The 25059-nt window shown below is 47.7% G+C and carries 17 protein-coding genes; 12 read left to right on the top strand and 5 right to left on the bottom strand.

Annotated elements, in window-relative coordinates; translation table 11 throughout:
• Positions 1 to 5: 5 nt before the first annotated feature.
• Genes FSB84_RS30385 through FSB84_RS30375 form a run of 3 tightly spaced genes read left to right on the top strand, consistent with a single transcriptional unit; the run spans position 6 to position 3539 of the window.
• On the top strand, positions 6 to 1520 hold the full coding sequence (locus tag FSB84_RS30385) for a RagB/SusD family nutrient uptake outer membrane protein (protein ID WP_130543611.1): 1515 nt from the start codon (positions 6 to 8) through the stop codon (positions 1518 to 1520).
• A gap of 45 nt (positions 1521 to 1565) precedes the next feature.
• Positions 1566 to 2432, top strand: coding sequence for a PKD domain-containing protein (locus FSB84_RS30380; RefSeq protein WP_130543612.1), 867 nt, complete (start codon positions 1566 to 1568; stop codon positions 2430 to 2432).
• Between the two features lie 18 nt (positions 2433 to 2450).
• Positions 2451 to 3539, top strand: a complete 1089-nt coding sequence (locus FSB84_RS30375; protein ID WP_225979932.1) for an acyltransferase family protein — start codon at positions 2451 to 2453, stop codon at positions 3537 to 3539.
• Positions 3540 to 3595: 56 nt separating this feature from the next.
• Here FSB84_RS30375 and FSB84_RS30370 read toward each other — a convergent pair whose 3' ends face one another.
• Positions 3596 to 3763 carry a phosphatidate cytidylyltransferase gene (locus FSB84_RS30370; protein WP_130543614.1) on the bottom strand — a complete coding sequence of 56 codons (168 nt, stop codon included), beginning with the start codon at positions 3761 to 3763 and terminating at the stop codon, positions 3596 to 3598.
• A 173-nt stretch (positions 3764 to 3936) separates the two neighbouring features.
• Between FSB84_RS30370 and FSB84_RS30365 the strand changes: the two genes are divergently transcribed.
• Positions 3937 to 4722 (top strand): phytanoyl-CoA dioxygenase family protein, encoded by a 786-nt coding sequence (locus FSB84_RS30365; protein ID WP_130543615.1) that lies wholly within the window; start codon positions 3937 to 3939, stop codon positions 4720 to 4722.
• 49 nt (positions 4723 to 4771) lie between these two features.
• Here FSB84_RS30365 and FSB84_RS30360 read toward each other — a convergent pair whose 3' ends face one another.
• Entirely contained in the window at positions 4772 to 7291 is a 2520-nt protein-coding gene (locus tag FSB84_RS30360) for a phosphocholine-specific phospholipase C (RefSeq protein WP_130543616.1), read from the bottom strand.
• 85 nt (positions 7292 to 7376) lie between these two features.
• Positions 7377 to 8312: a helix-turn-helix transcriptional regulator gene (locus FSB84_RS30355; protein ID WP_130543617.1), complete on the bottom strand. Its 936-nt coding sequence runs from the start codon at positions 8310 to 8312 to the stop codon at positions 7377 to 7379.
• A gap of 149 nt (positions 8313 to 8461) precedes the next feature.
• Between FSB84_RS30355 and FSB84_RS30350 the strand changes: the two genes are divergently transcribed.
• From FSB84_RS30350 to FSB84_RS30315, 8 genes are all read left to right on the top strand, one after another.
• Positions 8462 to 8671 (top strand): hypothetical protein, encoded by a 210-nt coding sequence (locus FSB84_RS30350; protein ID WP_130543618.1) that lies wholly within the window; start codon positions 8462 to 8464, stop codon positions 8669 to 8671.
• An 11-nt stretch (positions 8672 to 8682) separates the two neighbouring features.
• Positions 8683 to 10887 carry an ATP-binding cassette domain-containing protein gene (locus tag FSB84_RS30345; protein WP_130543619.1) on the top strand — a complete coding sequence of 735 codons (2205 nt, stop codon included), beginning with the start codon at positions 8683 to 8685 and terminating at the stop codon, positions 10885 to 10887.
• 69 nt (positions 10888 to 10956) lie between these two features.
• The gene (locus FSB84_RS30340) at positions 10957 to 15081 is read left to right on the top strand and encodes a hybrid sensor histidine kinase/response regulator transcription factor (protein ID WP_130543620.1); all 4125 of its coding nucleotides are present in this window, start codon (positions 10957 to 10959) and stop codon (positions 15079 to 15081) included.
• A 148-nt stretch (positions 15082 to 15229) separates the two neighbouring features.
• Entirely contained in the window at positions 15230 to 18343 is a 3114-nt protein-coding gene (locus tag FSB84_RS30335) for a SusC/RagA family TonB-linked outer membrane protein (protein ID WP_207234327.1), read from the top strand.
• Between the two features lie 21 nt (positions 18344 to 18364).
• Positions 18365 to 19849, top strand: a complete 1485-nt coding sequence (locus tag FSB84_RS30330) for a RagB/SusD family nutrient uptake outer membrane protein (protein ID WP_130543621.1) — start codon at positions 18365 to 18367, stop codon at positions 19847 to 19849.
• Positions 19850 to 19912: 63 nt separating this feature from the next.
• A complete protein-coding gene (locus FSB84_RS30325; protein ID WP_130543622.1) occupies positions 19913 to 20962 on the top strand; it encodes a glycoside hydrolase family 130 protein in 1050 nt (349 codons plus the stop codon).
• A 4-nt stretch (positions 20963 to 20966) separates the two neighbouring features.
• Positions 20967 to 22256: an MFS transporter gene (locus FSB84_RS30320; RefSeq protein ID WP_130543623.1), complete on the top strand. Its 1290-nt coding sequence runs from the start codon at positions 20967 to 20969 to the stop codon at positions 22254 to 22256.
• A 27-nt stretch (positions 22257 to 22283) separates the two neighbouring features.
• The gene (locus FSB84_RS30315; RefSeq protein ID WP_207234328.1) at positions 22284 to 24005 is read left to right on the top strand and encodes a hypothetical protein; all 1722 of its coding nucleotides are present in this window, start codon (positions 22284 to 22286) and stop codon (positions 24003 to 24005) included.
• Between the two features lie 67 nt (positions 24006 to 24072).
• Here FSB84_RS30315 and FSB84_RS30310 read toward each other — a convergent pair whose 3' ends face one another.
• The gene (locus FSB84_RS30310; RefSeq protein ID WP_147122460.1) at positions 24073 to 24357 is read right to left on the bottom strand and encodes a hypothetical protein; all 285 of its coding nucleotides are present in this window, start codon (positions 24355 to 24357) and stop codon (positions 24073 to 24075) included.
• Between the two features lie 122 nt (positions 24358 to 24479).
• On the bottom strand, positions 24480 to 25043 hold the full coding sequence (locus tag FSB84_RS30305; protein WP_130543625.1) for a hypothetical protein: 564 nt from the start codon (positions 25041 to 25043) through the stop codon (positions 24480 to 24482).
• Between the last annotated feature and the right edge of the window lie 16 nt (positions 25044 to 25059).

Genomic DNA, 25059 nt, shown 5'->3' with positions numbered 1-25059 from the left:
ATCACATGAAAGCATTACTCAACATAATAGTATCGGTTTCCCTGATCGCTTTCACGGGCTGCCTGAAAGAAGTAACGCCCGGGGATGCCATCACTACCGGAAACCTCACCGATAATCCCGATGGCGTGCTGAACGCCGTGAACGGAGCTTATTCATTGTTCAAGGACAATGTGGAATTCAATGGAGTGCCGGATGATGGACTGATGTACCTCCGCCAGTTCTATCATCTCTCCGATTTTGCCAGCGATGATATCGTATGCGGACAGGTAACCACCGATCCGCTGCTGCTCAGTTTTACCGGTGATCATACACCCACGCAGACCAATACGCGCTATTTCTGGTATATCAATTATAAGATCATCAACAATTCCAATACGGTGATCGAAGCTGCATCGAAAATGGCCAGTCCTGATGCCGCTACACAGCAATTGATCGGCGAATGTTATTTTCTGCGTGCATTTTGCCATTTCAACCTCGTGCGATTGTATGCAAAACCTTTTTCACATGATCCTTCCGCTCCGGGCATCATTCTCCGTACTTCGGTTGGAGACCCGGCTCAGAAAGCAAGAGCCACTGTTGCAGAAGTATATGCGAGTATCATAGATGATGCAAAGAAAGCGGCTGATCTGATGGGGCAATCGCGCGGCGTACAGTACGCTTCCCGCGAAGCAGCATGGGCGCTGCTCTCCAGGGCTTACCTGTATATGGATGATGAAGATAAGACCATCGAATATGCCGATATGGTGATCAATTCTCCCCGATTCACGCTCACCAATGCCACTACTTTTCAAACCCTGTTCGCCAATGCAATGGGTGGTTCTGAAACCATTTTCTGCATCGCACATACACAGGTGGACGATAAATTGAAATTCGGATCGATCGCCAGTATGATCTTTTCCGATGGCAACTCCGGCTGGGGCGAAGAGTTTGCTTCAAAAGCGCTGCGCGATACCATGTCTGAACATCCTGAAGATGTACGCTGGAAATACATCGTGAAACTCGACAATGGCAGTGGAGGTGTTGCTCTGAAGAATGGTATCGAGACCTACTATATCAGCAAGTTCAGCGGACAGGGTGGAAGCCCAACCCTTAGTTCGCCTATCATGTTCAGATTGTCTGAAGTGTACCTGAACCGCGCAGAAGCGAAGGCCAAAAAGAACCTCAACAACGATGCGCTGGATGATGTGGATGAGATCCGCAAGAACCGTGGCCTGCAGGCTTCGCTCTACAACAGAACGCTGCCCGCCGGCAGAACTGCATTGGATGTAGTGTTAAAAGAACGAAGGATCGAACTGGCATTTGAGGGACATCGTGTATATGATGTGTACCGCAACAAGCGGAACCTCAACCGCACTTACTGGGGCTACCACCTGCGCGGGTTGAAAGAAACCGATATCAACCTGGCCACACAACCGGCAGGTTACAATAACCTGGTCACAAACTGGAACAGCAACAGGATCATTTACTATATTCCTATCGATGAGATCCAGAGCAACAAACTTTGTGAACAGAACCCTTAAGGTTGACGGATATGCGATTCATTCAATCATCCCAAATCATCAGTCATGAACAATGCTAAATTCGATATAAAAAATTTCCTGCTGGCAGCAACGCTCCTGTTAGGGCTGGGCGCCTGCAGCAAGGACAGCGATCCTGCACCTGATGTGGTGTTCGAGATCAACATAGATGCTTACACCGTGGAGTTCACCAATAAAACCGAAGGAGTTAAAAGTTTCAAGTGGGAATTCGGCGATGGCGCCAGCTCCACAGAAGAGAATCCCACTCATACTTACGCAGGCAAAGGCAAATATGTTCCTACTTTGTATGTGACCATGCAGAATGGCGGTACTTATGAAGCATCCACTGTATTGCGTATTTCAAAAAGCTCTGCGGTGAAACTGGATGATAATTCGTTCAGCGACTGGGATACTGTTGCTGTGAATTCCATCACCTCCGGTCCCGCTGGAGGTGTATTCAGGAAAGGTAAATACGATTACGATGGCAACTATATCTATTTCTATTTTGAAATGGCCACCACTATCGCTGCCGGTGATATCTGGGACTTTTATCTTGATTCCGATAATAATTCCGGCACCGGTCTCATCACCTGGCTATTTGCCGGAGCAGGAAATGATGTTTTGATAGAAGGAATTCCGATGATCGACTGGTTCGATGTATTTTATCACAAGGGCGCACAGAACTCATTCACTTTCGATCAACAGTCCATTACTGAATTTTACAAAGTGGGATTTGTGCAGGAAAGTGGCGGGCTGCTGAAAGTGGAAGGAAGGCTTGTCCGTTCCAAGATCAAAGGACTCATGAATAAAGGAGTAAAGATCGGCGCGGTGCTCACCAAGAGCGACTGGAGCGGACCTGTAGGTACAATGCCTGATACCGGTTCCCCTTCATTTTTCCTGGATATGTCTGAATAACCAAAAGCCCTGAATACTTTGAACGGAAGATTGCTTAGCCTGGATGTGATGCGCGGCATCATCATGATATTGCTGGCCGCGGAAAGCGCCGCGGTATACACCAGCTTACATACGATCACCGATGGCTCCGCAATGGATGCCATCACCCAACAGTTTTTCCATCATCCCTGGCACGGCCTCCGGTTCTGGGATCTGGTGCAGCCTGCCTTCATGTTCATGGCCGGAGCGGCGATGTACATTGCATTTTCAAGGAAAAAAGAAAAAGGGCAAAGCTGGAAACAGCAATGGCCGCATATCCTCAAACGTTGTGTCTGGCTGCTGTTCTGGGCCCTGGCCATCTATTCCGTACTGTCGGAGAAACCTGTATGGGAACTCTGGAATGTGCTGGCGCAATTATCCGTCACCACACTGATCGCCTACCTGATCATTCAGCGTTCAGCTAAATTTCAGGTACTGGTATCCGTTATACTGCTTATAATTACTGAACTTGCTTACAGGTACAGTAATATCCCCGGATATGATCAGCCTTTCACCGAACACCGGAACTTTGGCACCTGGATGGACCTGGTATTGATGGGAAAGACCAATTCCGATGGGTGGGTAGCCATCAATTTCATTCCAACAGCGGCGCATACCATCTGGGGTTGCTGCACCGGCAAACTGCTGATCAGCAATAAAACGGAAAATGAAAAAATGAAATGGCTGCTGCTGGCGGGAGCGCTTGCTACGGCTATCGGATTCGGGCTGGACCTGACCGGTATTTCTCCCATCATCAAAAGGATCTGTACTTCTTCCTTTGTACTGGCATCGGGCGGTCTGGTGATACTGATGACGGCTGTTTGTTATCGTATCACCGATATCGGGGGATGGAATAAGTACGCCTGGATTGCAGTGGTAGTGGGCATGAATTCATTGTTCATTTATATACTTTTCGAGATCATGGGTTATACCTGGATCAATAAGGCCGTAGCCGTATTTACGATGCCTTTGTTTGGTTTGGTATTACCAGAACAGTGGGCGCAGTTGCTTACAGCGCTGGTAACGCTCTTTGGATACTGGTGGCTTTGCTGGTGGTTGTATAAGAAGAAGATCTTTTTCAAGATATGATTTGCGGCAATGTTTGCACAAAAGAGGCTTTCCCGGTGTGAAAGCCTCTTTTGTTCTTATTTTTTGGTGGCCCTGCTGATCAGCCAGATGATCAATGCAACTACCAGTACAACGGCGATAATGCCTGTCCATACACCGGCTTTGAAAATACCACCGATCACTTCGCAGGAGGAAAAAGATATAGCCAGTAAGAACAGTACCGCGAGGTATGTATATTTTTTCATAGTCTATTTTTTCCTGAATGATTGCAATTTCGTTGCCAGCCGGATTTCCATCTTTTGTGCTTATATTCGTGTAATGAGAATGACTCCCATGTTATAATCTTCGTTTACTCCACTGATTGAGCGCCTGATCTGCAAGCGCATGTATTCTCATTTTCTTACCAAATACTTTTTTTATGGAGCAGCAATTATCTCCTGAACAGATAAATGATTTTATCAAAGAAGGTTTCATTTGTATCGATAACGCATTTCCCGCTTCGCTTGCCACTGATGTGCGGGATATTCTCTGGAAGGAAACAGGAATGGATCCCGATGATCCCACAAGTTGGAAACAGCCTGTGGTGCGGCTGGGCTATTATACGCTGGAGCCTTTTGTAGAGGCGGCCAATACCCCTTTGTTGTTGAAAGCATTCGATCAGTTGTTGGGCGCCGGCAACTGGATTCCGTGCAGGAATATGGGATCGATGGTGTTGCGGTTTCCTTCCCGTGAAATGCCAAATGATACGGGATGGCATGTGGATGCCAGCTTTGCTGGCGAGGGAGATCCCAATAATATTCTGAGCTGGCGGATCAATATGTTTTCGAAGGGAAGAGGATTGCTGATGTTATTTCTTTTTTCGGATGTGGGTGAGCAGGATGCGCCTACACGTATCCGAGTGGGTTCTCATAAGGATGTTGCTGGGGTGTTACAACCTTATGGAGAAGCTGGATTGTCTTTTATGGAACTGGCCGCTAAGATCCCGCAGCTGCCGCAGCGGAAAGAGGCCCTGGCTACAGGGATGACGGGTACGGTGTATTTGTGCCATCCGTTTTTGGTACATGCCGCGCAGCCGCATCATGGCACTGTGCCGAGGTTTATGGCGCAACCGCCTTTGTTGTTGCGAAAGGGATTGGTGCTGGAAGCTGAAGATAACGGATATGAATATTCGCCTGTAGAGATGGCGATAAGGGAAGGATTATGATGACGATTATCGTAGGGTGGTCAGTTGCTGACCACCCTCTAAGTAAGTTTTATACAACCTGCCCCATGAAAGGATCGGTTTTGGTAGGCTTTTCCGACTCGGCATGACCAGCAAGTCTAAGCGAAAAATCCGGTGCATTTATTACTGTTATGGAGAGATCGTACCAATGGAAATTCTTTTGTGTATCGATCGTTACGATATGCTTTCCGGGTTTGAGGATGATGGTTTGTGGCGCTGACCTGTAAACATTGTCTGTGATCAGCAATTCCATTTTTTCCGTAGCGAAATTCTCGAATGTCAGATTGATATTCCCGGTGGGTGTATGTTTTTTTCCCGATCTTTCATAACCCATATCGATCTGTAATGAAGGATCTTTTGCACTGCCCTTGTGTTCGCGGTAGAAACCATTCGGGCCATACACACGGAGATGGTATTGTCCGTTTTCAAATTCATCCAGGTTCCAGGTATCTTTGATTGCCTCGCCTGCTTTCACTGCATAGGAGCGGCATTTCACTTCCCTGTTCTTCAGGTTCCAGGCATACACGGTAAAAGGAGTGCCGCCATAGGGGCGTGATCCCAGGTGTGCGGTGTGCAGCATCAGGAGAAGCGTATTGCTATCCTTATCCGAAATGGCAGTGGTGGTCATAAAGTAAGGCAGGCTGCAGGCAGAACGGGTACCAGGCTCCTGTCTTGCCATATATGCGGCTTTGAAGGGATCCCTATTGATAGCATTGATCTCTTCTTCTGTCAGCGCTTTGAAATTATCGGGAAGTTTTTTGAACTGTGCCTTGTGGATGCCTTCGATGAAGGGATCGCGTTCAATGAATTTTGGCAATTCAATTTTTTCTCCTTTCCAGGGTCTGAAGGCAGAGGTAAGATTTCCGCAAACCACTCTTCTCCATTCGGTGATATTGGTTTCCCTGATCTCCTTTTTCGTTTTATGACTGAGGAAATGTTCAAGGAATTGTAACGATGATGTATGGTCGAATACTTCAGAATTCACGTAACCGCCGCGGCTCCAGGGTGAAGCAATCACCATCGGAACCCTGTAACCAAGGCCGATAGGGCTTTCGCGCATATCATCAGCATCTGAGGATTGCTGTTCTTTATTGGCAACATATTCCACAGCAGTATCGATACCCTCAGAAACTTTGCCTGAATCTTTTTTGGCAGGATGCGGCGCTACGAACGGTGGCAGGTGATCGAAATAGCCATCGTTCTCATCGTAGGTAAGTACAAAGATGGTCTTCTTCCACACTTCAGGATTTTTGGTGAGTATGTCCAGCACTTCGCTGATATACCAAACACCGAACCAGGCGGCGCCGGGGTGATCGGAAAAATTTTCAGGCGCCACTAACCAGGAAACGGTTGGCAGCTTACCATCTTCCACATCTTTTCTGAACTGGTGCAGAACGTCGCCCTTGGGCGCTTTCATCGTGCGTGTTGTATCTCCGTCCTGATAAGTAAGATCGGAAAGTGAGTGATAGTCGGGATCCCCGCTATTGGTGGTGAATGCCTTGAAGTGTATGTTTTTTTCGAATGGTGTTAGTTTGTCGAATCCGGCTTTTATATATTTTCCCCTGTGTTCTTCGCATTGTTGGAGGTACCGCTGCTGCCTGGCAAGTGTTCTTTTTGTTTTCGTGGTATCTTCACTGTTAGCAGGCATGGCAGCGATCTTCTGCTCCAGTTGTTGAATACTGTCGGCTGTTCTTTTGATGGCTTCTGGCAGGCTATCGATATAAGGTGGATGATACCATACATTGTACTGCGTGAAAAATTCAAGTGAGTTATCTGTGAAATTAGCGAGCCATGATTCTTCTTCTCCCTGGAGGCCAACATAGACGCTGAGCTCATTCTGGTAAACTCTCCAGCTGATATCGTTTTCTTCCAGCCGCTCAGGAAATGTTTTCCAGCTTACTTCGTTCCCATAATCCGCATCGCCATTCCAAACCCTTGCGATCACATTGGGATCTGCTTTTTCCCGGATGGTGCCGCTCCAGAAATAGAGGCGGTTGGGGGTAGTGCCGGTAAGCGATGAACAGAAATTATGATCGCAGACGGTGAATGCATCTGCCATGGCGTAATAGAAGGGAAGATCTTCGCGTGTATGATAGCCGAGTGTGAGGGGCATATCCCTGTATTCCCTTCTGCCACTGGGTTTGGCGTGAAGCCATCTATCATACATGCCATCATTGCGCACATCCACCTGGTTTGACCAGGAATGTGGCAGTGCGCTCATCCAGGTGGCTTTGGTATCTTTTATATCGAGGTGAAACGGACAGTATGTTTTTCCATTTTTATCTGTCTGCAACCAAACCAGGTTTTGGTTGGGCAATTGAATGGCGCGGGGATCATTGAATCCGCGTACACCCTGCAGTGTACCGTATGCATGATCGAAGGAACGATTCTCCTGCATCAGGAATACGATATGTTCTGCATCGAGGTAAGTGCTGCCGGGTGCGGGGTCGATGGCGAGTGCGCGGGCAATGGAAGCTGGCATGAATTGCAATAAGCCGGTGCCGCCTGCAATCAGTCCGGCATTCTTCAGAAATTCCCTCCTGGTATCCATATTGTTTCGATTGATAATTGAAACTAAAGATAACAGCCTGCTTCAATTAAATGAACAGCGGCAGGAATTTAACGAATGGATAATATTATTTCTTCAGTTCGCTGGGCAGGTAACCGAAATATTTGCGAAAGGCCCTGGTGAAACTATAGGGTTCACCATAACCCACACTGTAAGCGGCTTCCAGGATACTGCACTGACTGTTGAGGATCAGTTGGCGGGCATAGGTCATTTTCAATTCGTTCAGGTAACCGAAAGTGGTGGTGCCGAATAATTCCCTGAATCCTTTCTTCAATTTGAATTCATTCAACCCGCTTACCCGCGAGATCTGTTGCATGCTCAGCGGTTCAAACATATGTTGCCGGATGAATGCTTTGGCGGCATGCAGTTTGTCGATATCCTGTTTCGAAAATCCTTCTGTCTTATTACCCCTCAGGCTTTCTGCCTGCGATGCCTGGAAGAGAAACAGCTCGATGATCTTGGACTCCAGGTATACCTGCCGCATCTGACCGGTAAACGGACAATTCGCTATTTCATGGATCAACGACAATTGCCTTGGCGTAAGCGGCATTCCCGATGGCATGATCTCCGCATCCTGTCCTGCATGCACTTTTTCCCAGAATCTTTTCAATACATCCAGGTCATCGATGTAAAGCCGGTCGAAAAAAGATTCTTCCATGATCACGCCGAAATTCTTTACCACCGGGCTGTTCAATAAATAGTAACCATCAAAATGTGGTTTGTAGCCGATCAGGTGTTGTTGTCCTTTCAACATAAACAGATCATTGGCAGATTCTGCGCCGGTGTCGCCTTCCAGTGAGAAGTAGATGCTGAGTTGTGGTTTCTCCTGCAACTCTTTCATTCGTACAGGCGCTTTCTGTTCAGCCTGGGCAAAGAAGATGGTGGATCCGGGAAGGGCTTCTTCATACAACATTACACGGCTGGAATGGCCGTGTTCATCCACAAAGAAACATTCCTGATTGTTCGGTGGAAACAACCATGTGTTCAGATTGCTGTTGCTCATAACTGTTATCGGGAAATGGGCGAACAAGGTACCACAAAATACGCGGACGGTATCAAAGCAATCGTTAAAAATCCTTTTCTGCGGGTCAAAAATCCGATGTTGAAGCTTCGATTTTTTGTGATGGGCGCAAATTTGTAAAAATCCTGAACATGGTGGAAGTATTCAAAACAAACGTGATGCATCATACAGATGCAAGAAAGATGGAACTGTTGCTGCGCGCGGCTTTCCCCGACTGCGTTCTCAATTTCGACCTGGATGACTGCGACAGGATCTTTCGCATTGTATCAACAGCGGATGTATCAGAAAAAGTGATTGCCATTTTCCATGAGCAGCAATTTGCCTGCTCCGTCCTTTCATAAAAAATATACTTATGCAATACCCGTTCATCGAGATCCGGGGTGCAAGGGAAAACAATCTTAAAAACGTTTCCCTGCGCATCCCGCGAAATTGTATTACCGTTCTTACAGGTGTATCAGGCTCCGGCAAATCAAGTATTGCCTTCGAGACCATTGGCGCAGAAGCCCAAAGGCAGTTGAATGAAACCTTCACCACATTTGTACAGAATTTCCTTCCGCGTGCAAAAAAACCGGAAGCCGATGCCATCGAGAATATCTCAACAGCTATCATCATCAATCAGCAAAGGCTGGGAGGGAATTCACGTTCTACCGTAGGCACCATCACCGATATCTATTCATTGATCCGCTTGCTGTATTCAAGGGTTGGTAAGCCACATGCAGGTTATTCAAATGCGTTTTCCTTCAACGATCCGGCAGGCATGTGCCCGGTCTGCAATGGACTGGGAAGAAAAGTGGAAGCCAACAGGGAGAAACTGTTCAACAGATCTTTATCGTTGAATGAAGGCGGCATTACATTCCCTGCATTTGCGGTGGACAGCTGGTACTGGAAATCCTGGGCGCAATCGGGTTTATTCGATCTGGATAAAAAACTGGAAAACTATACAGAGAAAGAATGGGAGCTGCTATTATTCGGAAAGGAACCTGAAGGTGTGATTGAGAAGTTCAATCGATTGTACATAAAGAGAGATACCAGTTCCCTGGCAGAGTCCACCATCTCCAGCCTCGAACAATACATGAACTATGCGCACTGCGATGCCTGTAATGGTACGCGTTTGAACCAGGCGGCATTGAACTGCCGCATCAATGGAAGGAACATTGCAGAGCTGGCAGCGATGGAGATCAGTGAGCTTATTGAAAATATCCGGGCCATCGATGATCCCACGGCTGCAACGCTGGTCCCTGCCATTGCAGACAGGTTACAGCATATGATCGATATAGGATTGGAATACCTCAGCCTCAACCGCGAAACTTCCTCGCTGAGCGGAGGAGAATCGCAGCGGATCAAGATGGTGCGTCATCTGGGAAGCAGTCTTACTGAAACCATTTACATTTTCGATGAGCCCAGTATTGGTCTGCATCCGCGCGATGTACACCGTTTGAATGAAATGCTGCGCAAGCTCTGCGATAAAGGCAATACCCTGATTGTAGTGGAGCATGATCCTGAAGTGATCAGAACTGCTGATCATATCATAGACGTGGGCCCGCATGCAGGAACACGCGGCGGTGAAATAGTATACGAAGGAAATTTTGAAGGGTTGCTTCAATCCGGTACACTCACCGCCAAATACATGAACCGTAACCTGCCACTGAAAATGAAGTATCGCGAAGCGAATGGGCATATTACCCTGCAGAATGCCAATCGTCATAATCTGAAGAATATAACTGTACAAATTCCAACAGGCATTTTCACTGTGATCACCGGTGTGGCGGGCTCGGGTAAGAGCTCGCTCATCAATGGTGAATTGCTGGAGAGGTTGCCGGAAGCCATCAGCATTGATCAGTCTGCCGTGAGCACCAATATCAGGTCGAACCCCGCAACTTACACAGGGATCATGGATGAGATCAGGAGATTGTTTGCCAAAGCGAATAATGTAAGTCCATCTTTGTTCAGCTACAATTCCAAAGGCGCCTGTCCGGATTGCAGCGGTCTTGGATTCATCTATACAGACCTCGCATTCATGGAAGCAATACGTTCTCCCTGCGAAACCTGTAGCGGCAAACGTTTCAGTACAGAAGTACTGAACTACAAACTCAACGGCAGCTCCATTACCGATGTGCTGGAAATGACCGTTTACCAGGCTCTCCATTTTTTTGAAAAAAAGGAATTGAAGAAAAGACTAAAGGCCATTCATGATGTGGGGCTTGATTATCTTACCCTGGGTCAGCCCTTGAGTACGCTGTCGGGTGGTGAATGTCAACGTATCAAACTGGCTGGTGAGTTGCATAAGCAGGGCAGTGTGTATGTGCTGGATGAGCCAACCACCGGATTGCATATGTCTGATGTGGGGCATTTGCTCCGCATCATCGATAGCCTGGTGGATGGCGGCAATACGGTGATTGTGATCGAACACAATGTGGATGTGATCCGGAATGCAGACTGGATCATCGATTTGGGGCCGGAAGGAGGAAGAAGGGGAGGTGAAGTGGTGTTTGAAGGAAGACCGAAGGATATTGTGCATGCAGAGCATTCTCTTACCGGTAAATTCCTGGGTGCATAAGGCGCCTTTGGGTTAAAAAAATTACATTCGCTGTAGCAATCCGGATTCTTCACCCCATCCAGCCCTGCTATGCTGAATGTATTGCGCGCCATAAGATCCTCATTCAAAGCCCAGGCATTGTTCTTGACAGGACTGCTATGTTTTGTACAGACCGTTTCAGCACAGGCACCCGGGCAATTCTTCCTGCAGTATCTCGACAATCGCAGCGGTCTTTCCAACAGCGCCATCAATGATGTATTCAAAGACAGCGATAACCTGCTCTGGATCGCTACCTGGGATGGTTTGAACATGTACGATGGCAGCGCCTTCCATGTGTTCAATTATAGTAAGGAAAATGATCCGCGAAGCATTGGCAACAATGTGATAAAGCATATTGCGGAAGACAGGGAGAAGAATATCTGGATCAGTACCATCGAAGGTGTGTCCAGGTACGATAAGAATTCCGGCAGGTTCACCAATTATTTTTACGGGCAGAACCACCGAAGCCGGATCAGCGAGCAGGAGTTTGAACTTGCTGTGGATACGGCGGGTAATGTTTATTGTTTGACGCAGAAATCCGGCCTTACCCGATACGATGCAGCAGCAGACAGTTTTTTCGTTTGTCCCGTGCCGCGTCACCCATCGCGCGTGCAGAAGATCGCTTTCGATCCTCATAACCGTCTTTGTATCCTTAATAATACAGGGTCGCTGGAAGTGTACATAAAAAAAGAAAGTGCTTTCGTGCACCAGCAGACGATACAGGATATAACGGCAATCAATAACTTTTTCATCAGCGGCAATCGTTTCTTCTTCACCAATACGCTGAACCTGCTGCGCGAGCTCGATACTAACAACGGCAAAGCCAGTCCTGTTGCCGATCTGCCGGCAGGTATTGCGGCCATCACATTTTATCAGCAACACTATCTCGTTGCCTGGACCTCCAGGGGTGTGGGTGTTTATGATCAAGGTTTCCGTCCTTCAGATTTCCTGACGGACCAGGTCAGCCGCTTGCAGCAGTTGCGGGTAACAGCCTGGAAGCCCGGCACAGAAGAGATCCTATGGGCAGGTACCGATGGCAATGGTATCATGAAGATCTTTCCGCAAACAAAACCCTTTGGAAACATCGCCACTTCCAATGAGCGCATGGCCAGCAACAGGCCCGTGCGTGCATTCTCCGAAGTGAATGGTGATCTCTGGGTGGGCACAAAGGGAAGTGGTATCATCTCTTTCGATAATTTCTGGTTATCGAATGGCGCCAATGAACAAAGAACTTATTTCAGTGCCCCGGCCCAGCTCGATAACAATGCCGTGTTTGCGATCAGGCGCGGCCCTGATCACCTGGTGTATATCGGAACAGACGGAAAAGGCATCGGCGTATATGACCCCGTCAGGAAAAAATTCTATCACTGGCAGGAGATCGAAGGACACGACCGTTACCCTGAATTCGGGTCCGTATATGCGATCCTTCCGGACAAAGACAGTTCACTCTGGCTGGGCACCAGCAGCTATGGCATCGTGCATTGTAAAATTCAGCAAAGCCCTGAAGGCAGGCTGCAACTGAGCTTCCTGGAGAAATTCATTTTCACCAACAGCAATGCAGGTCCGGCGAACGATATCATCTATTCACTAGCCGCCGGCAATGATCAGTATATCTGGATCGCCTGCAGGTATGGTGGACTGAGTGTACTGGATAAACATACCGGTAAGTTCAAAACCTTCAAAGCATTCACCTATGATGGAAGCTTATCCAATAACGATGTGATTGCCGTGTACTATGATAGTAAGGATCGCATCTGGGTGGGCACCAGCTATGGACTCAACTGGATGAATGCTTCAGACGTGAAAAACGAGAATCCTGTTTTCCATAAATTCACCACTGCGAACGGATTGCCGAATAATACCATCCATGCCATCGGTGAAGATGCAGGCGGACAGATCTGGGTGAGCACCAACAAGGGCCTTGCGCGGGTAGATGCTGCCACTTCTTCTGTTTCCTATTATCAGCAGATGGATGGATTACAGAGCAATGAATTCAGTGATGGCGCCATCTGGAAAGATCCTGCCGGCTATATTTTCATGGGCGGCATTTATGGGTTCAATTATTTCCTGCCTTCGCGCATCCGCAATACGGATTGGTTGCCGGAGCTCCTGCTTTCCGGCAGGATCATGGGCGGCGATAATATTGCAGCAGGCGCTTTCCGCGTGCTGAAACCCGGCGAGACTAACGCAACGGCCTATACGCTGGAAAGGAAGGATGGTTTTTTTGAGTTCAATGTGAAGGCGCTCAGTTTTCTCAACGCCGAAAAATGCGAATACGCCTGGTTCCTGGAAGGATACGATAAAGCCTGGCATACTTCCGGCACTAATGGCAAGATCGTGTACAGCAATATCCTGCCTGGCGATTATACATTGAAAATAAAATGGTCGAACGGGGAAGGGACCTGGACTACAGAGACCTTATTGTTCCAGCTCACCGTTCAGCAATATTTCTGGCTGCGCTGGCCTGCCTTGCTGGCCTATGCCATTTTGCTTTCGTTCATCGGATACATGATCTACCGCTATCGAAGGAACCGGCAGGAGATCCGCAACCAGCTGGCAGTGGAGCACCTGATGCGTGTGAAGGAAGAAGAACTGCACCAGCAGCAACTTGGTTTCTTCACCAATATCGCACATGAATTGCAGACCCCGCTCACACTCATCATGGGATCGGCCGAAAGGATACAACAGGAAAACAATCCACATTATACACCGCTGATCCACCAACAGGCTTCGCGGCTCACCTACCTGGTGCAACAGTTGCTGGATTTCCGCAAGGCGGAAGCCGGTTTCAGCAATAACCAGTTCAGCTTCCTGGACCTCCGGGAACTGCTCATGTATCTCACCGATCCTTTTCTTCCGCTCAGTGAACAGGAGGGCAAACAGTATGTTCGCGAGATTGAAGATGGGATCACGGCATGGGTTGATAAAGACAAACTCGAGAAGATCATCTTCAATCTTCTCTCCAATGCATTCAAACATTCGGCACGCGGTACTACCATCCTGGTACGCGCATCGCGGGAAACCCATACAGACCTGCTGAATATCGAAGTGTCCAATACCGGCTGTGTGATCGAAGCTGACCAGCTGGATAAGCTCTTCAACCAGTTCTATGTGGCGCCCGGTGGATCGCGCGTGGAAAAATTCGGCACCGGCATCGGGCTGGCCTTCACCAAACAACTGGTGACCATGCTGAATGGCAGCATCGATGCCCGCCTGGATGGAGACCGTATCATCTTCCATGTGCAGTTGCCATTGCTGATGACGGAGCCTGCAGGCGACCAGGAGCGCAGTACTTCCGAAAAGCCATCCTATCTCTATCGTTCCGTTACCAAATGGAATGAAGACATCAACCAGGTGAATACCGAAGAGATCAACAAGCGCGCGATCATCGAAGAGATCAAAGATGAAAAAAGATACTCCATATTAGTAGTGGAAGATGAGCCCGGCATCCGCTACCTCCTGAATGATATCTTAAAAGACCAGTATGTTATCTATGAAGCCGGCAATGGCCGTGAAGCGCTTGACCTGATGCAGCAGGTGACTCCCGATTGTATCATCAGTGATGTGATGATGCCTGATATGGACGGGCTGGAGCTCTGCAACCGGGTGAAGAATGCGCCTGCCACCTGCCAGATCCCTTTCGTGATGTTGTCTGCCCGCGGCAGCATCGATCATAGTATTGAAGGATATGAGTCCGGGGCCGATGAATACATTGCAAAACCTTTTCATGTAAAATACCTGCAGGTGCGCATCCGGAAACTCCTGGAGTACCGCGAGAAACTCAACGAGATTTTCAACAGCAATAGCCAGATCGATCTGAGCAAATCCGATCTGCCGGATGCCGATAAGGAATTCATCAGTTCGCTGGTGGGCATCATCGAGAATCACCTGGACGATGTAGAGCTCAATGCCTCCGTGCTGGAAAAAGAACTTGCCATGAGTAAAATGCAGCTCTACCGGAAATTGAAGACCATGACCAATATGACGCCGGCGGAGTTCATCAAACATATCCGGCTGAAACATGCTGCCCATATGCTGGTTTCCACCCAACTTACCGTGTCCGAAATCTTTTACCGGACCGGTTTCAACAATCAATCCTATTTCTACAGGGAGTTCAGGAAGCGTTACCAATGTGCGCCCAATGAATACAGGCTTCAGCAGTCTGCACAACCATAATGCAGGCTGGTACTGCATTATCGCCTGTGAATTGTTACTATAGTACAGGGATTTGAGACTATAGTACACAGGTTTGCGGGATGGCTGAACTACTTTTAGCATCACAAATGCTAACGATTTGTTTTTGCAAACAGTAACCCACTGCTATATGAAAAAAAATCTAATGCGAACAGGCAGTTCCCGGTTTCACCTTATTAATAAAGGAATGAAATCGCTTTTTACACTTCTCTTTCTCATGGCCTGTGTTCTTACAGGCATGGCTCAGACTCCTACCAGAATTTCCGGAAAAGTGCAATCCGCCGCTGGTGTTCCCCTGGAGGGCGCCACGGTGAGCGTAAAAGGTGGAACAGCTTCCACCAGCACAGATTCTCTGGGGAGTTTTTCTATTACCGCCCCATCCAATGGAATATTGGAGATCACTTATGTTGGTTACAAAAAACAGGAAATGGCCATCAACGGACAAACTGTATTGCTCATTTCCCTGCAATCATCTGAAGATGGCCTGGGAGAAGTGATTGTTGTTGGCTATAATACACAACGCAGGAAAACAGTAACCGGCGCCGTGGCCACTGTGAATATGGCCGATGCTGAAGCCAGACGTGTACCCGATGTAGCACAGGTGCTGCAGGGACAAGTAGCCGGTGTGCAGGTGACCCAGAGTACGGGCGCTCCTGGTGATGAGATCAGTATCCGCATCCGCGGAGAAGGAACTATCGGTAACAATAACCCGCTTTTTGTAGTGGATGGCGTTCCTTCCCGTGATATCACTTTCCTCAATCCGGCCGACATTCAGAGCATGACAGTGCTGAAAGATGCGTCTGCAGCGGCCATGTATGGTTCGCGCGGATCTGCCGGCGTGGTGCTCATCACCACCAAGAGCGGAAGAAAAGGAAAAACAGTGGTGGATGTTAATTATTTCACCGGCATACAGCAGGCTGCCAATCTTCCCAAAATGCTGAATACACAGCAGTACATGGATAAGCTGGAAGAAACCTGGAACAATAATCCTGATAATGCAGGCGGAAACAATCCCTATACTGCTGATAAGAACAGGACGGACCTCGCTAACACTGACTGGCTGAAAGAAACTTTCGAAACCGGGAAATCCCAGAATCTTCAGTTGACATTGAGCGGAGGTACAGATAAAGTACAGTACCTTCTAAGTGGCGCTTATTACAAACAGGATGGTATTGTAGTGTATGATCGTGATCAGTACAAAAGGATCAGCGTACGCTCCAATCTCAATGTGAATGTTACCGACAGGCTGGCGGTAGGCACCAACCTGCAACTGATGCATTCCACCCAGGATAAGCTCTCTTCAAAAGGAGATGCTCCGGGCATCATCCGCCATGCAATGCTGCGTCCGCCAGTGATCCCGGTTTACAAAGATCCTTCCGATCCAACCTGGTCTAAAGAAGATCCATTCACTGATCTTCCCTTCTACAAAAGCCCAACAGATTTTCAGGCCAATAAGTATGAGTGGACCAGCAACCCTGTTGCCCTCGCTTATTTTACCAATGATGTAAGGACCCGGTTCAAGACCTTCGGAAATATTTATGGAGAGTACGCTTTCCTCCGTGAAAAAGAATTGAAGTTCCGCACCAACCTGGGTGTTGACATTAACTATACCCATAACAAAGCCTTCTATCCGAATTTTGGCGATGATGAGAACAATGCAAACTTCCCGGGTATGGGTAGGAAGAATCGCCCTAATGCCCTGACTGACGACAGGGGGGAGGAAATGAATTTCACCTGGACCAATACTCTCAATTATTCAAAACGGATCAACAAGCACCAGATCAGTGCACTTGCTGGTACTGAGTATATCACCTGGAAAACGGCCAATACCGGTGGTTCCAGGAACAGGTTCGATTATGAAACGCCTAATTTCCAGTACCTGGATTACGGAAATGCACAAACTGATGTTTGGAACGGCGGTTCCGGAAGTGATCTCGGCCTCTTCTCTTTCTTCGGAACGGCCACGTATACCTACGACTCCAAATATATGCTGACGGCCAATTTCAGGGCAGATGCTTCCTCCAATTTTGGTGAAAACAAAAGATGGGGATATTTCCCTTCCATGTCGGTTGGTTGGCGCATCAGCGAAGAGAATTTCATGCGTGATATCAGCTGGCTGGATGATCTGCGCTTACGCGCCAGCGTTGGATCATTGGGTAATCAGGAACTTCCTTACTATGTGTATAAGACCTTGTTCACATTACAGGAAGGCCGGTACAGGCTGATCAGGATGGGTAATCCCGATCTTAAATGGGAAACCACCACGCAAACCAATATCGGTGCAGACCTCGCTTTACTGAGGAACAAGCTGACATTGAGTATAGACTATTTCGTGAAGAAAACTTCCGATATCCTGCTGCCGCTTTCCCTGCCGGAGATCTATGGTACATTGGAAGCTACCAGTGTGAATGCAGGCGATGTAAGCAATAAAGGTTTTGAAATTGCGCTCGGTTACAGGAACACTACCGGCGAATTCAAATACGGCATCAATGCCAACTTTGCCACCATCAAAAACAATGTAGACCATCTGCATGCCAACATGCCGATCATTGCGGGTGATGTTTACAGAACTACCGTCGGCCAGCCTCTTGGTGCTTTCTACGGTTACAATATGATCGGTATCTATCAGAACCAGGCGGAGATCGATAAACATCTTCCCAATACACCTGGTAATATCAAACCGCTTCCGGGTTATATCAAATTTGAGGACAGGAACAATGATGGCGTGATCAATAGCTCCGACCGAACTTTCATCGGCAATCCGAATCCGAAATATACTTATGGCCTGACCCTTACCGGTAGCTACAAAGGCTTCGATCTGAACATTCTCTTCCAGGGCGTTCAGGATGTAGATAAATACAATGACCTTAAGAAGATCACTGATTACGATACACGTCCATTCAACCATAGTACCCGCACACTGGGTTCATGGCATGGAGAGGGAACCAGCAATTCCATTCCTATTGCTACCACAAAGGACAATGGCAGCAGCAGGGTCAGCAGCATTTTCGTGGAAGATGCCTCCTACCTGCGTCTCAAGAACATCGAACTGGGCTATTCATTCAAAAATGTTTTGAAAAGAATGGCGCCCGGGATCCAGAACCTGAGAGTGTATGTTTCTGCTCAGAATGTATTTACCATCACCGATTACACCGGCCTCGATCCTGAATCCACAGATATGCTGGACATGGGAACCTATCCGCTTTCAAGGGCCATTCTCTTTGGTGTAAACATCAATTTCTAATCAGTGCTAAAATCGAACATCATGAAACCTATTCATATTATCGCTGCTTCTTTGTTACTCACCGGCAGTATCGGTTGTAAGAAATATTTGTATGAAGATCCTGTGGGAAGGATCACGCCAGAGCAGGTTGATTTCGATCCAAAGATCGGTACACTCAGCTCTGCGGTGAATTTCAGTTACCAGCTGCTCAGCACTCGATTGAACGTGATCGGTAACTGGGCCTGGAACAGGGGACTGGTAGTGCGCAACGATTTCATATTACAGGATATTGCTGCCGGCGATATGCAGCGGAAATACAACCTGGATGGAGACCAGGCCTGGATGGATGAAGTGGCCAATTTTAGTTTTACGCCTGAGGGGCCGGCCTTTATCGGTCAATGGCTGATCAACTATGAAGGCATTGCACGCGTCAACCAGGCCATTGCCTATCTCAAAGATCCCGAGATTCCCGGAAAAGTAGGACTGGACGAAGTTACACGCAAACGCTGGCTGGCTGAAGTGCTCTTCCTGCGCGCCTTTTATTATTTTGACCTGGTGAATAATTATGGAGCTGTGCCTCTCCTTACCCAACCCCTGGAGAATTTTGAACAAGCCTATGAACTGGCTAAGAGAGCGCCGGTAGAAGAAGTGTGGAAGCAAATCAGTACAGACCTTACAGAAGCAAGAGACTATTTGCCTGCAACCAAATTCTCCGACAATAATGATAAATGGCGCGTATCCAAAGGTGCAGTAATTGCTCTGCAGGCTAAAGTAGCGCTGTACAATCAAAAATGGAGCGATGTAATTACACTGGTGAATGACCTGGAAACACTTGGTTTCTATGATCTGAACGATAATTATTTCGACAGTTTCGATCAAACCAAAGAGTATGCAGATAAGGAAGTGATCTTTGCATTCGATCACAAAACAGGACAATTACCCAGGAATGGTAATGGCTTTACAGCACTTATCGGATGGGGATTCATTGCTCCAACTACCAATTTCCTGAATGAATTTGAAGCGAACGATCCCCGCAAACTATACACAGTGAATGTAGCCCAACAAGCTCCCTACAAATTATTAGGCACTTTGGATAATACCAATAAGGGCAATGAAGATGCGCCTAATAACAAGTTATATATCAGGTTTGCAGATGTATTGCTATGGAAAGCGGAAGCTTATAACGAGAGCACTAATCCGCTCGAAGCGATCAAGATCATCAACAGGATACGCGAACGCGCAAGAACCACTGTTACCGCTGATGGTTCTGTTATTCCCGCAGGAACATTGCCTGCACGCAGCGAAGCTGTTACGGATAAAGCACAGATCAATACCTGGTTGCGTCATGAAAGACGCGTGGAGCTTGGATTTGAGAACCAGCGTTTCAATGATCTGAAAAGATGGAAAATTGCCAAAGATGTACTCAACGCAATGGGCAGGAATTTTCAGGACAAACATTATCTGTATCCCATTCCGCAGAGTGAGATAGACAGGGCAGGCGGCACCATCACCCAAAATGATTATTAATCAGTCGATCAGTAACCAATGTCCGGCAGTTGCTTCCCGCAACTGCCGGAACAACCCAAGTGTATGAAAGATCTGGCAAAACGTTTCCCTCAGAATCCATTATTGGTACCCGGCGATATCCCGCCCAGTCATCCTGGCCTGGAAGTGGCCTGCCTGCTGAATCCGGGCGTGTTCAAATACAATAACAAAACCTGGCTGATCGTGCGCGTGGCAGAAAGGCCGCAGCAGCAGGAAGGGATCATCTCTTTTCCTATTCTAACGGAAACGGGCATTCGCATTATGGAAATTCCTAAAAATGATCCTGAGCTGGATGCTTCCGATGCCCGCGTGATCAACTACAAAGGGACCGATTATCTTACTACACTCAGTCACCTGAGACTGGTGTGCAGTGAAGATGGTATCAATTTTTACGAGCCTGAGCATTACCCCAAACTGATCGGTGAAGGCATCTTACAGGCATTCGGGATCGAAGATTGCCGGGTAACCATGCTCGATGGAAGATACTACCTGACGTTTACTGCTGTGAGTGAGAACGGGGTTGGAGTTGGTCTCCGCACCACTACCGACTGGAAGCATTTCAAATCGCATGGCATGATCCTGCCACCGCATAACAAAGACGTTGCCATTTTTGAAGAGCGGATCAACGGTAAGTTCTACATGCTGCATCGTCCGAGCAGCGTGGATATTGGCGGCAATTATATCTGGATCGCTTCTTCTCCCGATGGCCTTCACTGGGGCGATCACCGCTGTATCGTGAAAGCGCGGCCAGGTATGTGGGACAGCGCAAGAGTGGGGGCAGGAGCGGCTCCCATCAAAACAGAAAAGGGCTGGCTGGAGATCTATCATGGCGCCAATGAAAAGCATCAGTATTGTTTGGGCGCATTCTTACTGGACCTTGAAGATCCCACGCGTGTGATCGCGCGTACAGAAGAACCAATTATGGTTCCCACTGCTTCTTATGAGTTAAGCGGATTCTTCGGTCATGTTGTATTCACCAACGGCCATCTGGTGAAGGATGATGGCGATACCATTACGGTCTACTACGGCGCAGCAGACGAATTCGTTTGTGCGGCCGACTTTTCAATACATGAGATTGTATCACTATTAAAGTAAGTGCATGCTCAATAAACTGAAAAACGAAATAGCGCATTTCAATAGTCAGCCGCACAATTTCAGGATACTGATCCTTACCAACCTGGTGTATGCGATCGTGCTGCCCGTGATCGATATCTTTGTAGCGGCTTATGTGATGCGCAATTCCAATGATCCCACCAAAGTGGTGATCTACCAGTTGACCATCTACACAGGTATTCCGCTCACTTTCTTACTGAATGGTTACCTGCTGAAATATTTCAATATCCGTAAACTCTATTCCATCGGAATGATGTTGAGTGCCGTGAGCATGGTGGTGATGATGAGCCTCAAAGAGCTCGATCTCACCGGCATCGGCGTGGCGGGAATCATTATGGGCATGAGTTTCGGATTCTACTGGGCCAATCGTGATTACCTGGCACTGGCCATCACCAACGACGGTAACCGCAACTATTATTATGGTGTGGAGACTTTTTTCTATACCATCATTGCGGTGATCATTCCCGTAGCCATTGGCTGGTTCATTGAATCACAGGGCGCGGCCGAAAAAGTGCAACGCGCATACCTGATCATTACCGGATTCGTATTTGTGATCACGGTGATCGCGTCCATCGTCTGCTTCCGGGGAAACTTCACCAATCCCGTGCAGAAGAAATTCATCTATTTCAAATTCCATCCGCTCTGGTACAGACTGCTTTTCCTGGCTTTGCTGAAAGGACTGGCACAGGGTTTTCTGGTAACAGCTCCTGCCATGCTGATCATGCGACTGCTCGGTAAGGAGGGGGCACTGGGCACCGCGCAATCCATCGGCGCTGTTATTGCTGCAGTGATGATGTACGTGATCGGCAGAATGACGGGGCCGCAGCATCGCGTGAAGATTTTTGCAGCAGGATTGATATTCTTTGCTCTGGCTGCTCTGGCCAATGGCATACTTTTCAATGCCACCGGCGTGATCATCTTCATGATGTTCCTGTTGCTGGCGAAGCCGTTGATGGACCTTGCTTATTTCCCCATCCAGTTCAATGTGATAGATGTTTTGTCGAGGATCGAGAAGAGAAGCGAGTTTGCGTATATCCTCAATCATGAAGCAGGACTGTATGTTGGCCGGTTCCTGGGAGCAGGCACTTTCCTGCTGCTGGCTTATGGGTATTCAACGGAAGTGGCGCTGCGTTACGCCATCATCATCATTGCCGTGCTGCAATTGAGTTCCATCTGGGTGTCCAAACGCATCATCAAAGAAAGCAAGGCACTGAACGATGGACATGAAGAAGACAAAATCACCGCACCTGTATTGGATCCGGTGCATACTTTATAAATTTAATCCGTACAATTTCTGGTAAGTATGAAACATTCTCTTTGGTTCTTATTGGCAGGTTTATACATAAGCGGTTGCTCGGATAATGGCGGCAAACCGGTGGAACAGAAAAATATTGCAAGAGTGGATTCCATGTCCGCCATTCCGCAGCCGCTGAACATTATCGATTATGAACAACTGGCACTTCAATTTGATAGCACTGTGTATGATTTCAATGCCCAGGGCGAGTTCTGGCCATTGGTATGGATCGACAGCAGCAGGAAGAATTTTGCACAGGATGTAGTTGGATTGTATACTGCCATGGGGGATGCCCGCCAGGGAAGGAACAATAACAAAGGCATGTTCCATGAAGCGCTCGCCACCATGGGAGGCGTACTGGGCGGCACTTTGGTTGGTATCAACAAAGCCAACCAGGACAATCTGGATTATGTGGGCATGCTCAGGAATTATTTCAACCGGGAAACCGGCTGGAATATCATGATGAACAATACCTGTCCGGAAGTAGCGATGCTGGGCGGCGGCTATGGCCGCGACTGGTGGTATGATGTATACCCGAATGTATTGTTCTATGCCATCAACGAAAAATATCCGCATGCGCCGGGTTTTGATACCCTTGCGCGCAGCATTGCCGATAAATTTTACCAGGCAGACTCTGTACTCAATGGAAACTACAATTATTCTTTTTTCGATTATGCGAAATTGAAACCCGTTACATCGCATATCTGTCCGCAACCCGATGCGGCGGCAGGTCATGCATACGTTCTGTATGCCGCCTGGAAAAAATTCGGGGATGAGAAATATCTGAAAGCAGCAAAAAGTGCACTGAAGGCGCTGCAATCACAACCTGCCAATCCCACTTATGAAGTGCTGATGCCTTTCGGGGCTTATATGGCGGCACGTATGAATGCAGAGATGGGAGAACAATTCGATCTGGAAAAAATGATCCGCTGGAGTTTCGATGGCACGCCCAAATGCCGTGAAGGCTGGGGCATACTGGTGGGTACCTGGAATGGCATGGACATTTCAGGCATCATGGGAAGTACGGTTGACCATGGAGGTTATGGGTTCCTGATGAACACCTACGATGCCGCCTGGCCGCTGGTGCCCATGGTTCGTTATGATCAGAGCCGGGCCAATGCCATCGGCAAATGGATGCTGCATGCCGCCAATGCCGCAAAACTCTTCTACCCTGATCATATGCCTGCTGAACACCAGACCTTGTACAACAGGAGGGAGATCACCAAAGGCGTGATCGGTTATGAAGGGATCGTGCAACGCAGCACTTTTGATCAGTATGCCAGCATCAAGGCGCCGGTGGCGCAGGGCGATGGCCCCAACTGGGTGCCGGGAAAGAATCCCGATGTATCGCAGTTCAGCGTATATGGCAGTGCACATGTGGGCATCTTCGGCAGTATCATCCGTAAGACCGATGTGGATGGCATACTGCAATTGAATTTACTGGCCACTGATTTCTACAGGGCCGATGCTTATCCTTCTTATCTCTATTACAATCCGTATGGAGAAAGTAAAACAGTAACGATACCATTGGAAAAAGGAAAAAGCTTCGATCTGTACAATACAGTAACGGCCAGCTTTATCAAACGGAATGTTTCAGGTTCTGCATCTATAAAAATTCCTGCAACGCAATCAGCAGTGATCATCTGCGTTCCATCAGGAAGGAAGCAAACGGTTGACGGCAATAAACTAAGCATCGATGGTATTGTGGTAGATTATCATTACCAGCGATAGCAATGAAAAGCAAAAAAGAGAAAAGCAGGCGTCATTCTGATGCCTGCTTTTCTCTTTATCTGATCAATCAGTACTTATAAAAACTCTTCTTCGCATCGATGATCGCATGTTCACGTTGAGTTTTCAGGTCTTTGATCTTTTCCCTTCTGGCCTGTCTGGTCAGGTCTTTATCCATTCTTACTGATTTGATCTTATCTCCATAGTTGACCCTGATGGTGGAAAGCTGCAGGTCCAGCCTGCTGGGCGGAGTGGGAGCAGTTGGATACCAGGGGTAGCCATAGAATCCCAGGGGCCATACCACGGGCTGTACCAGCCTCCGCCAACGATCACTGTTCTGGGAGGTCTGTGCCATCCTCCATGATGGCCGCCACTGATGCGGGCTACGGGCATTGCTGAAGCTGCAGTTGTAACAAGCACAGCCAGCATTATGATGATGAGCTTTTTCATTTTACAGAATTTTAGAATTTTGTTTTTTTATTTCACTTCAGTGAAATAGAACACGTTTCCTTCCGGTGTTACCTGTAGTACAATATCGCTTGTACCTTTCTGCAGTTCGATGAAGTAATTGTCTTCATCCTGGAACTGGAGACCATATAGCATCATGTCTGTTTCGTTGTATTCATTATCGTCGAATAATATCACTCTTCCTTTTTCATAACCGGCATATTTTTTATCGATCCATTTTTGTGCTGATGCCGGAAGATCGCTGAAGGTTTTGGGAATTACAGTACCTACCAGCTCCGACTTGTAATCATAGTAAGCCGTTTGATGGATGCCGTTAAGATTGAAGCTGGCAATATCGTAGAACTTGTCCCTGCTCCAGTTCACATCCGTTGCATTTGGGAAAGCTTCCAGGAATGCTTCCTTCGATTGATAGCTCGCTTCAGTACCTTCCAGTTTTCTCAGCTCTTTGCGTTCATTTTTCTTTTCCTGGTGTTTTTCATGTTTCATTTCTTTTTTTGAAACCTGTGTGATGTTTTGTGCATTTGCGGCCAGTGTAACCACAGAGGCGGCAAGGAGGATGAATATCTTTTTCATGGTATGATATTTTTTT

The sequence above is a fragment of the Pseudobacter ginsenosidimutans genome (assembly GCF_007970185.1).
GTDB lineage: Bacteria > Bacteroidota > Bacteroidia > Chitinophagales > Chitinophagaceae > Pseudobacter > Pseudobacter ginsenosidimutans.
This window is presented reverse-complemented; position numbering and strand designations above follow the sequence as displayed.

Coding starts and splice junctions, on each gene's coding strand:
- FSB84_RS30385 (WP_130543611.1), top strand. CDS start 6: ATGAAAGCATTACTCAACATAATAGTATCGGTTTCCCTGATCGCTTTC.
- FSB84_RS30380 (WP_130543612.1), top strand. CDS start 1,566: ATGAACAATGCTAAATTCGATATAAAAAATTTCCTGCTGGCAGCAACG.
- FSB84_RS30370 (WP_130543614.1), bottom strand. CDS start 3,763: ATGAAAAAATATACATACCTCGCGGTACTGTTCTTACTGGCTATATCT.
- FSB84_RS30365 (WP_130543615.1), top strand. CDS start 3,937: ATGGAGCAGCAATTATCTCCTGAACAGATAAATGATTTTATCAAAGAA.
- FSB84_RS30360 (WP_130543616.1), bottom strand. CDS start 7,291: ATGGATACCAGGAGGGAATTTCTGAAGAATGCCGGACTGATTGCAGGC.
- FSB84_RS30355 (WP_130543617.1), bottom strand. CDS start 8,312: ATGAGCAACAGCAATCTGAACACATGGTTGTTTCCACCGAACAATCAG.
- FSB84_RS30350 (WP_130543618.1), top strand. CDS start 8,462: ATGGTGGAAGTATTCAAAACAAACGTGATGCATCATACAGATGCAAGA.
- FSB84_RS30345 (WP_130543619.1), top strand. CDS start 8,683: ATGCAATACCCGTTCATCGAGATCCGGGGTGCAAGGGAAAACAATCTT.
- FSB84_RS30340 (WP_130543620.1), top strand. CDS start 10,957: ATGCTGAATGTATTGCGCGCCATAAGATCCTCATTCAAAGCCCAGGCA.
- FSB84_RS30335 (WP_207234327.1), top strand. CDS start 15,230: ATGAAAAAAAATCTAATGCGAACAGGCAGTTCCCGGTTTCACCTTATT.
- FSB84_RS30330 (WP_130543621.1), top strand. CDS start 18,365: ATGAAACCTATTCATATTATCGCTGCTTCTTTGTTACTCACCGGCAGT.
- FSB84_RS30325 (WP_130543622.1), top strand. CDS start 19,913: ATGAAAGATCTGGCAAAACGTTTCCCTCAGAATCCATTATTGGTACCC.
- FSB84_RS30320 (WP_130543623.1), top strand. CDS start 20,967: ATGCTCAATAAACTGAAAAACGAAATAGCGCATTTCAATAGTCAGCCG.
- FSB84_RS30315 (WP_207234328.1), top strand. CDS start 22,284: ATGAAACATTCTCTTTGGTTCTTATTGGCAGGTTTATACATAAGCGGT.
- FSB84_RS30310 (WP_147122460.1), bottom strand. CDS start 24,357: ATGGCACAGACCTCCCAGAACAGTGATCGTTGGCGGAGGCTGGTACAG.
- FSB84_RS30305 (WP_130543625.1), bottom strand. CDS start 25,043: ATGAAAAAGATATTCATCCTCCTTGCCGCCTCTGTGGTTACACTGGCC.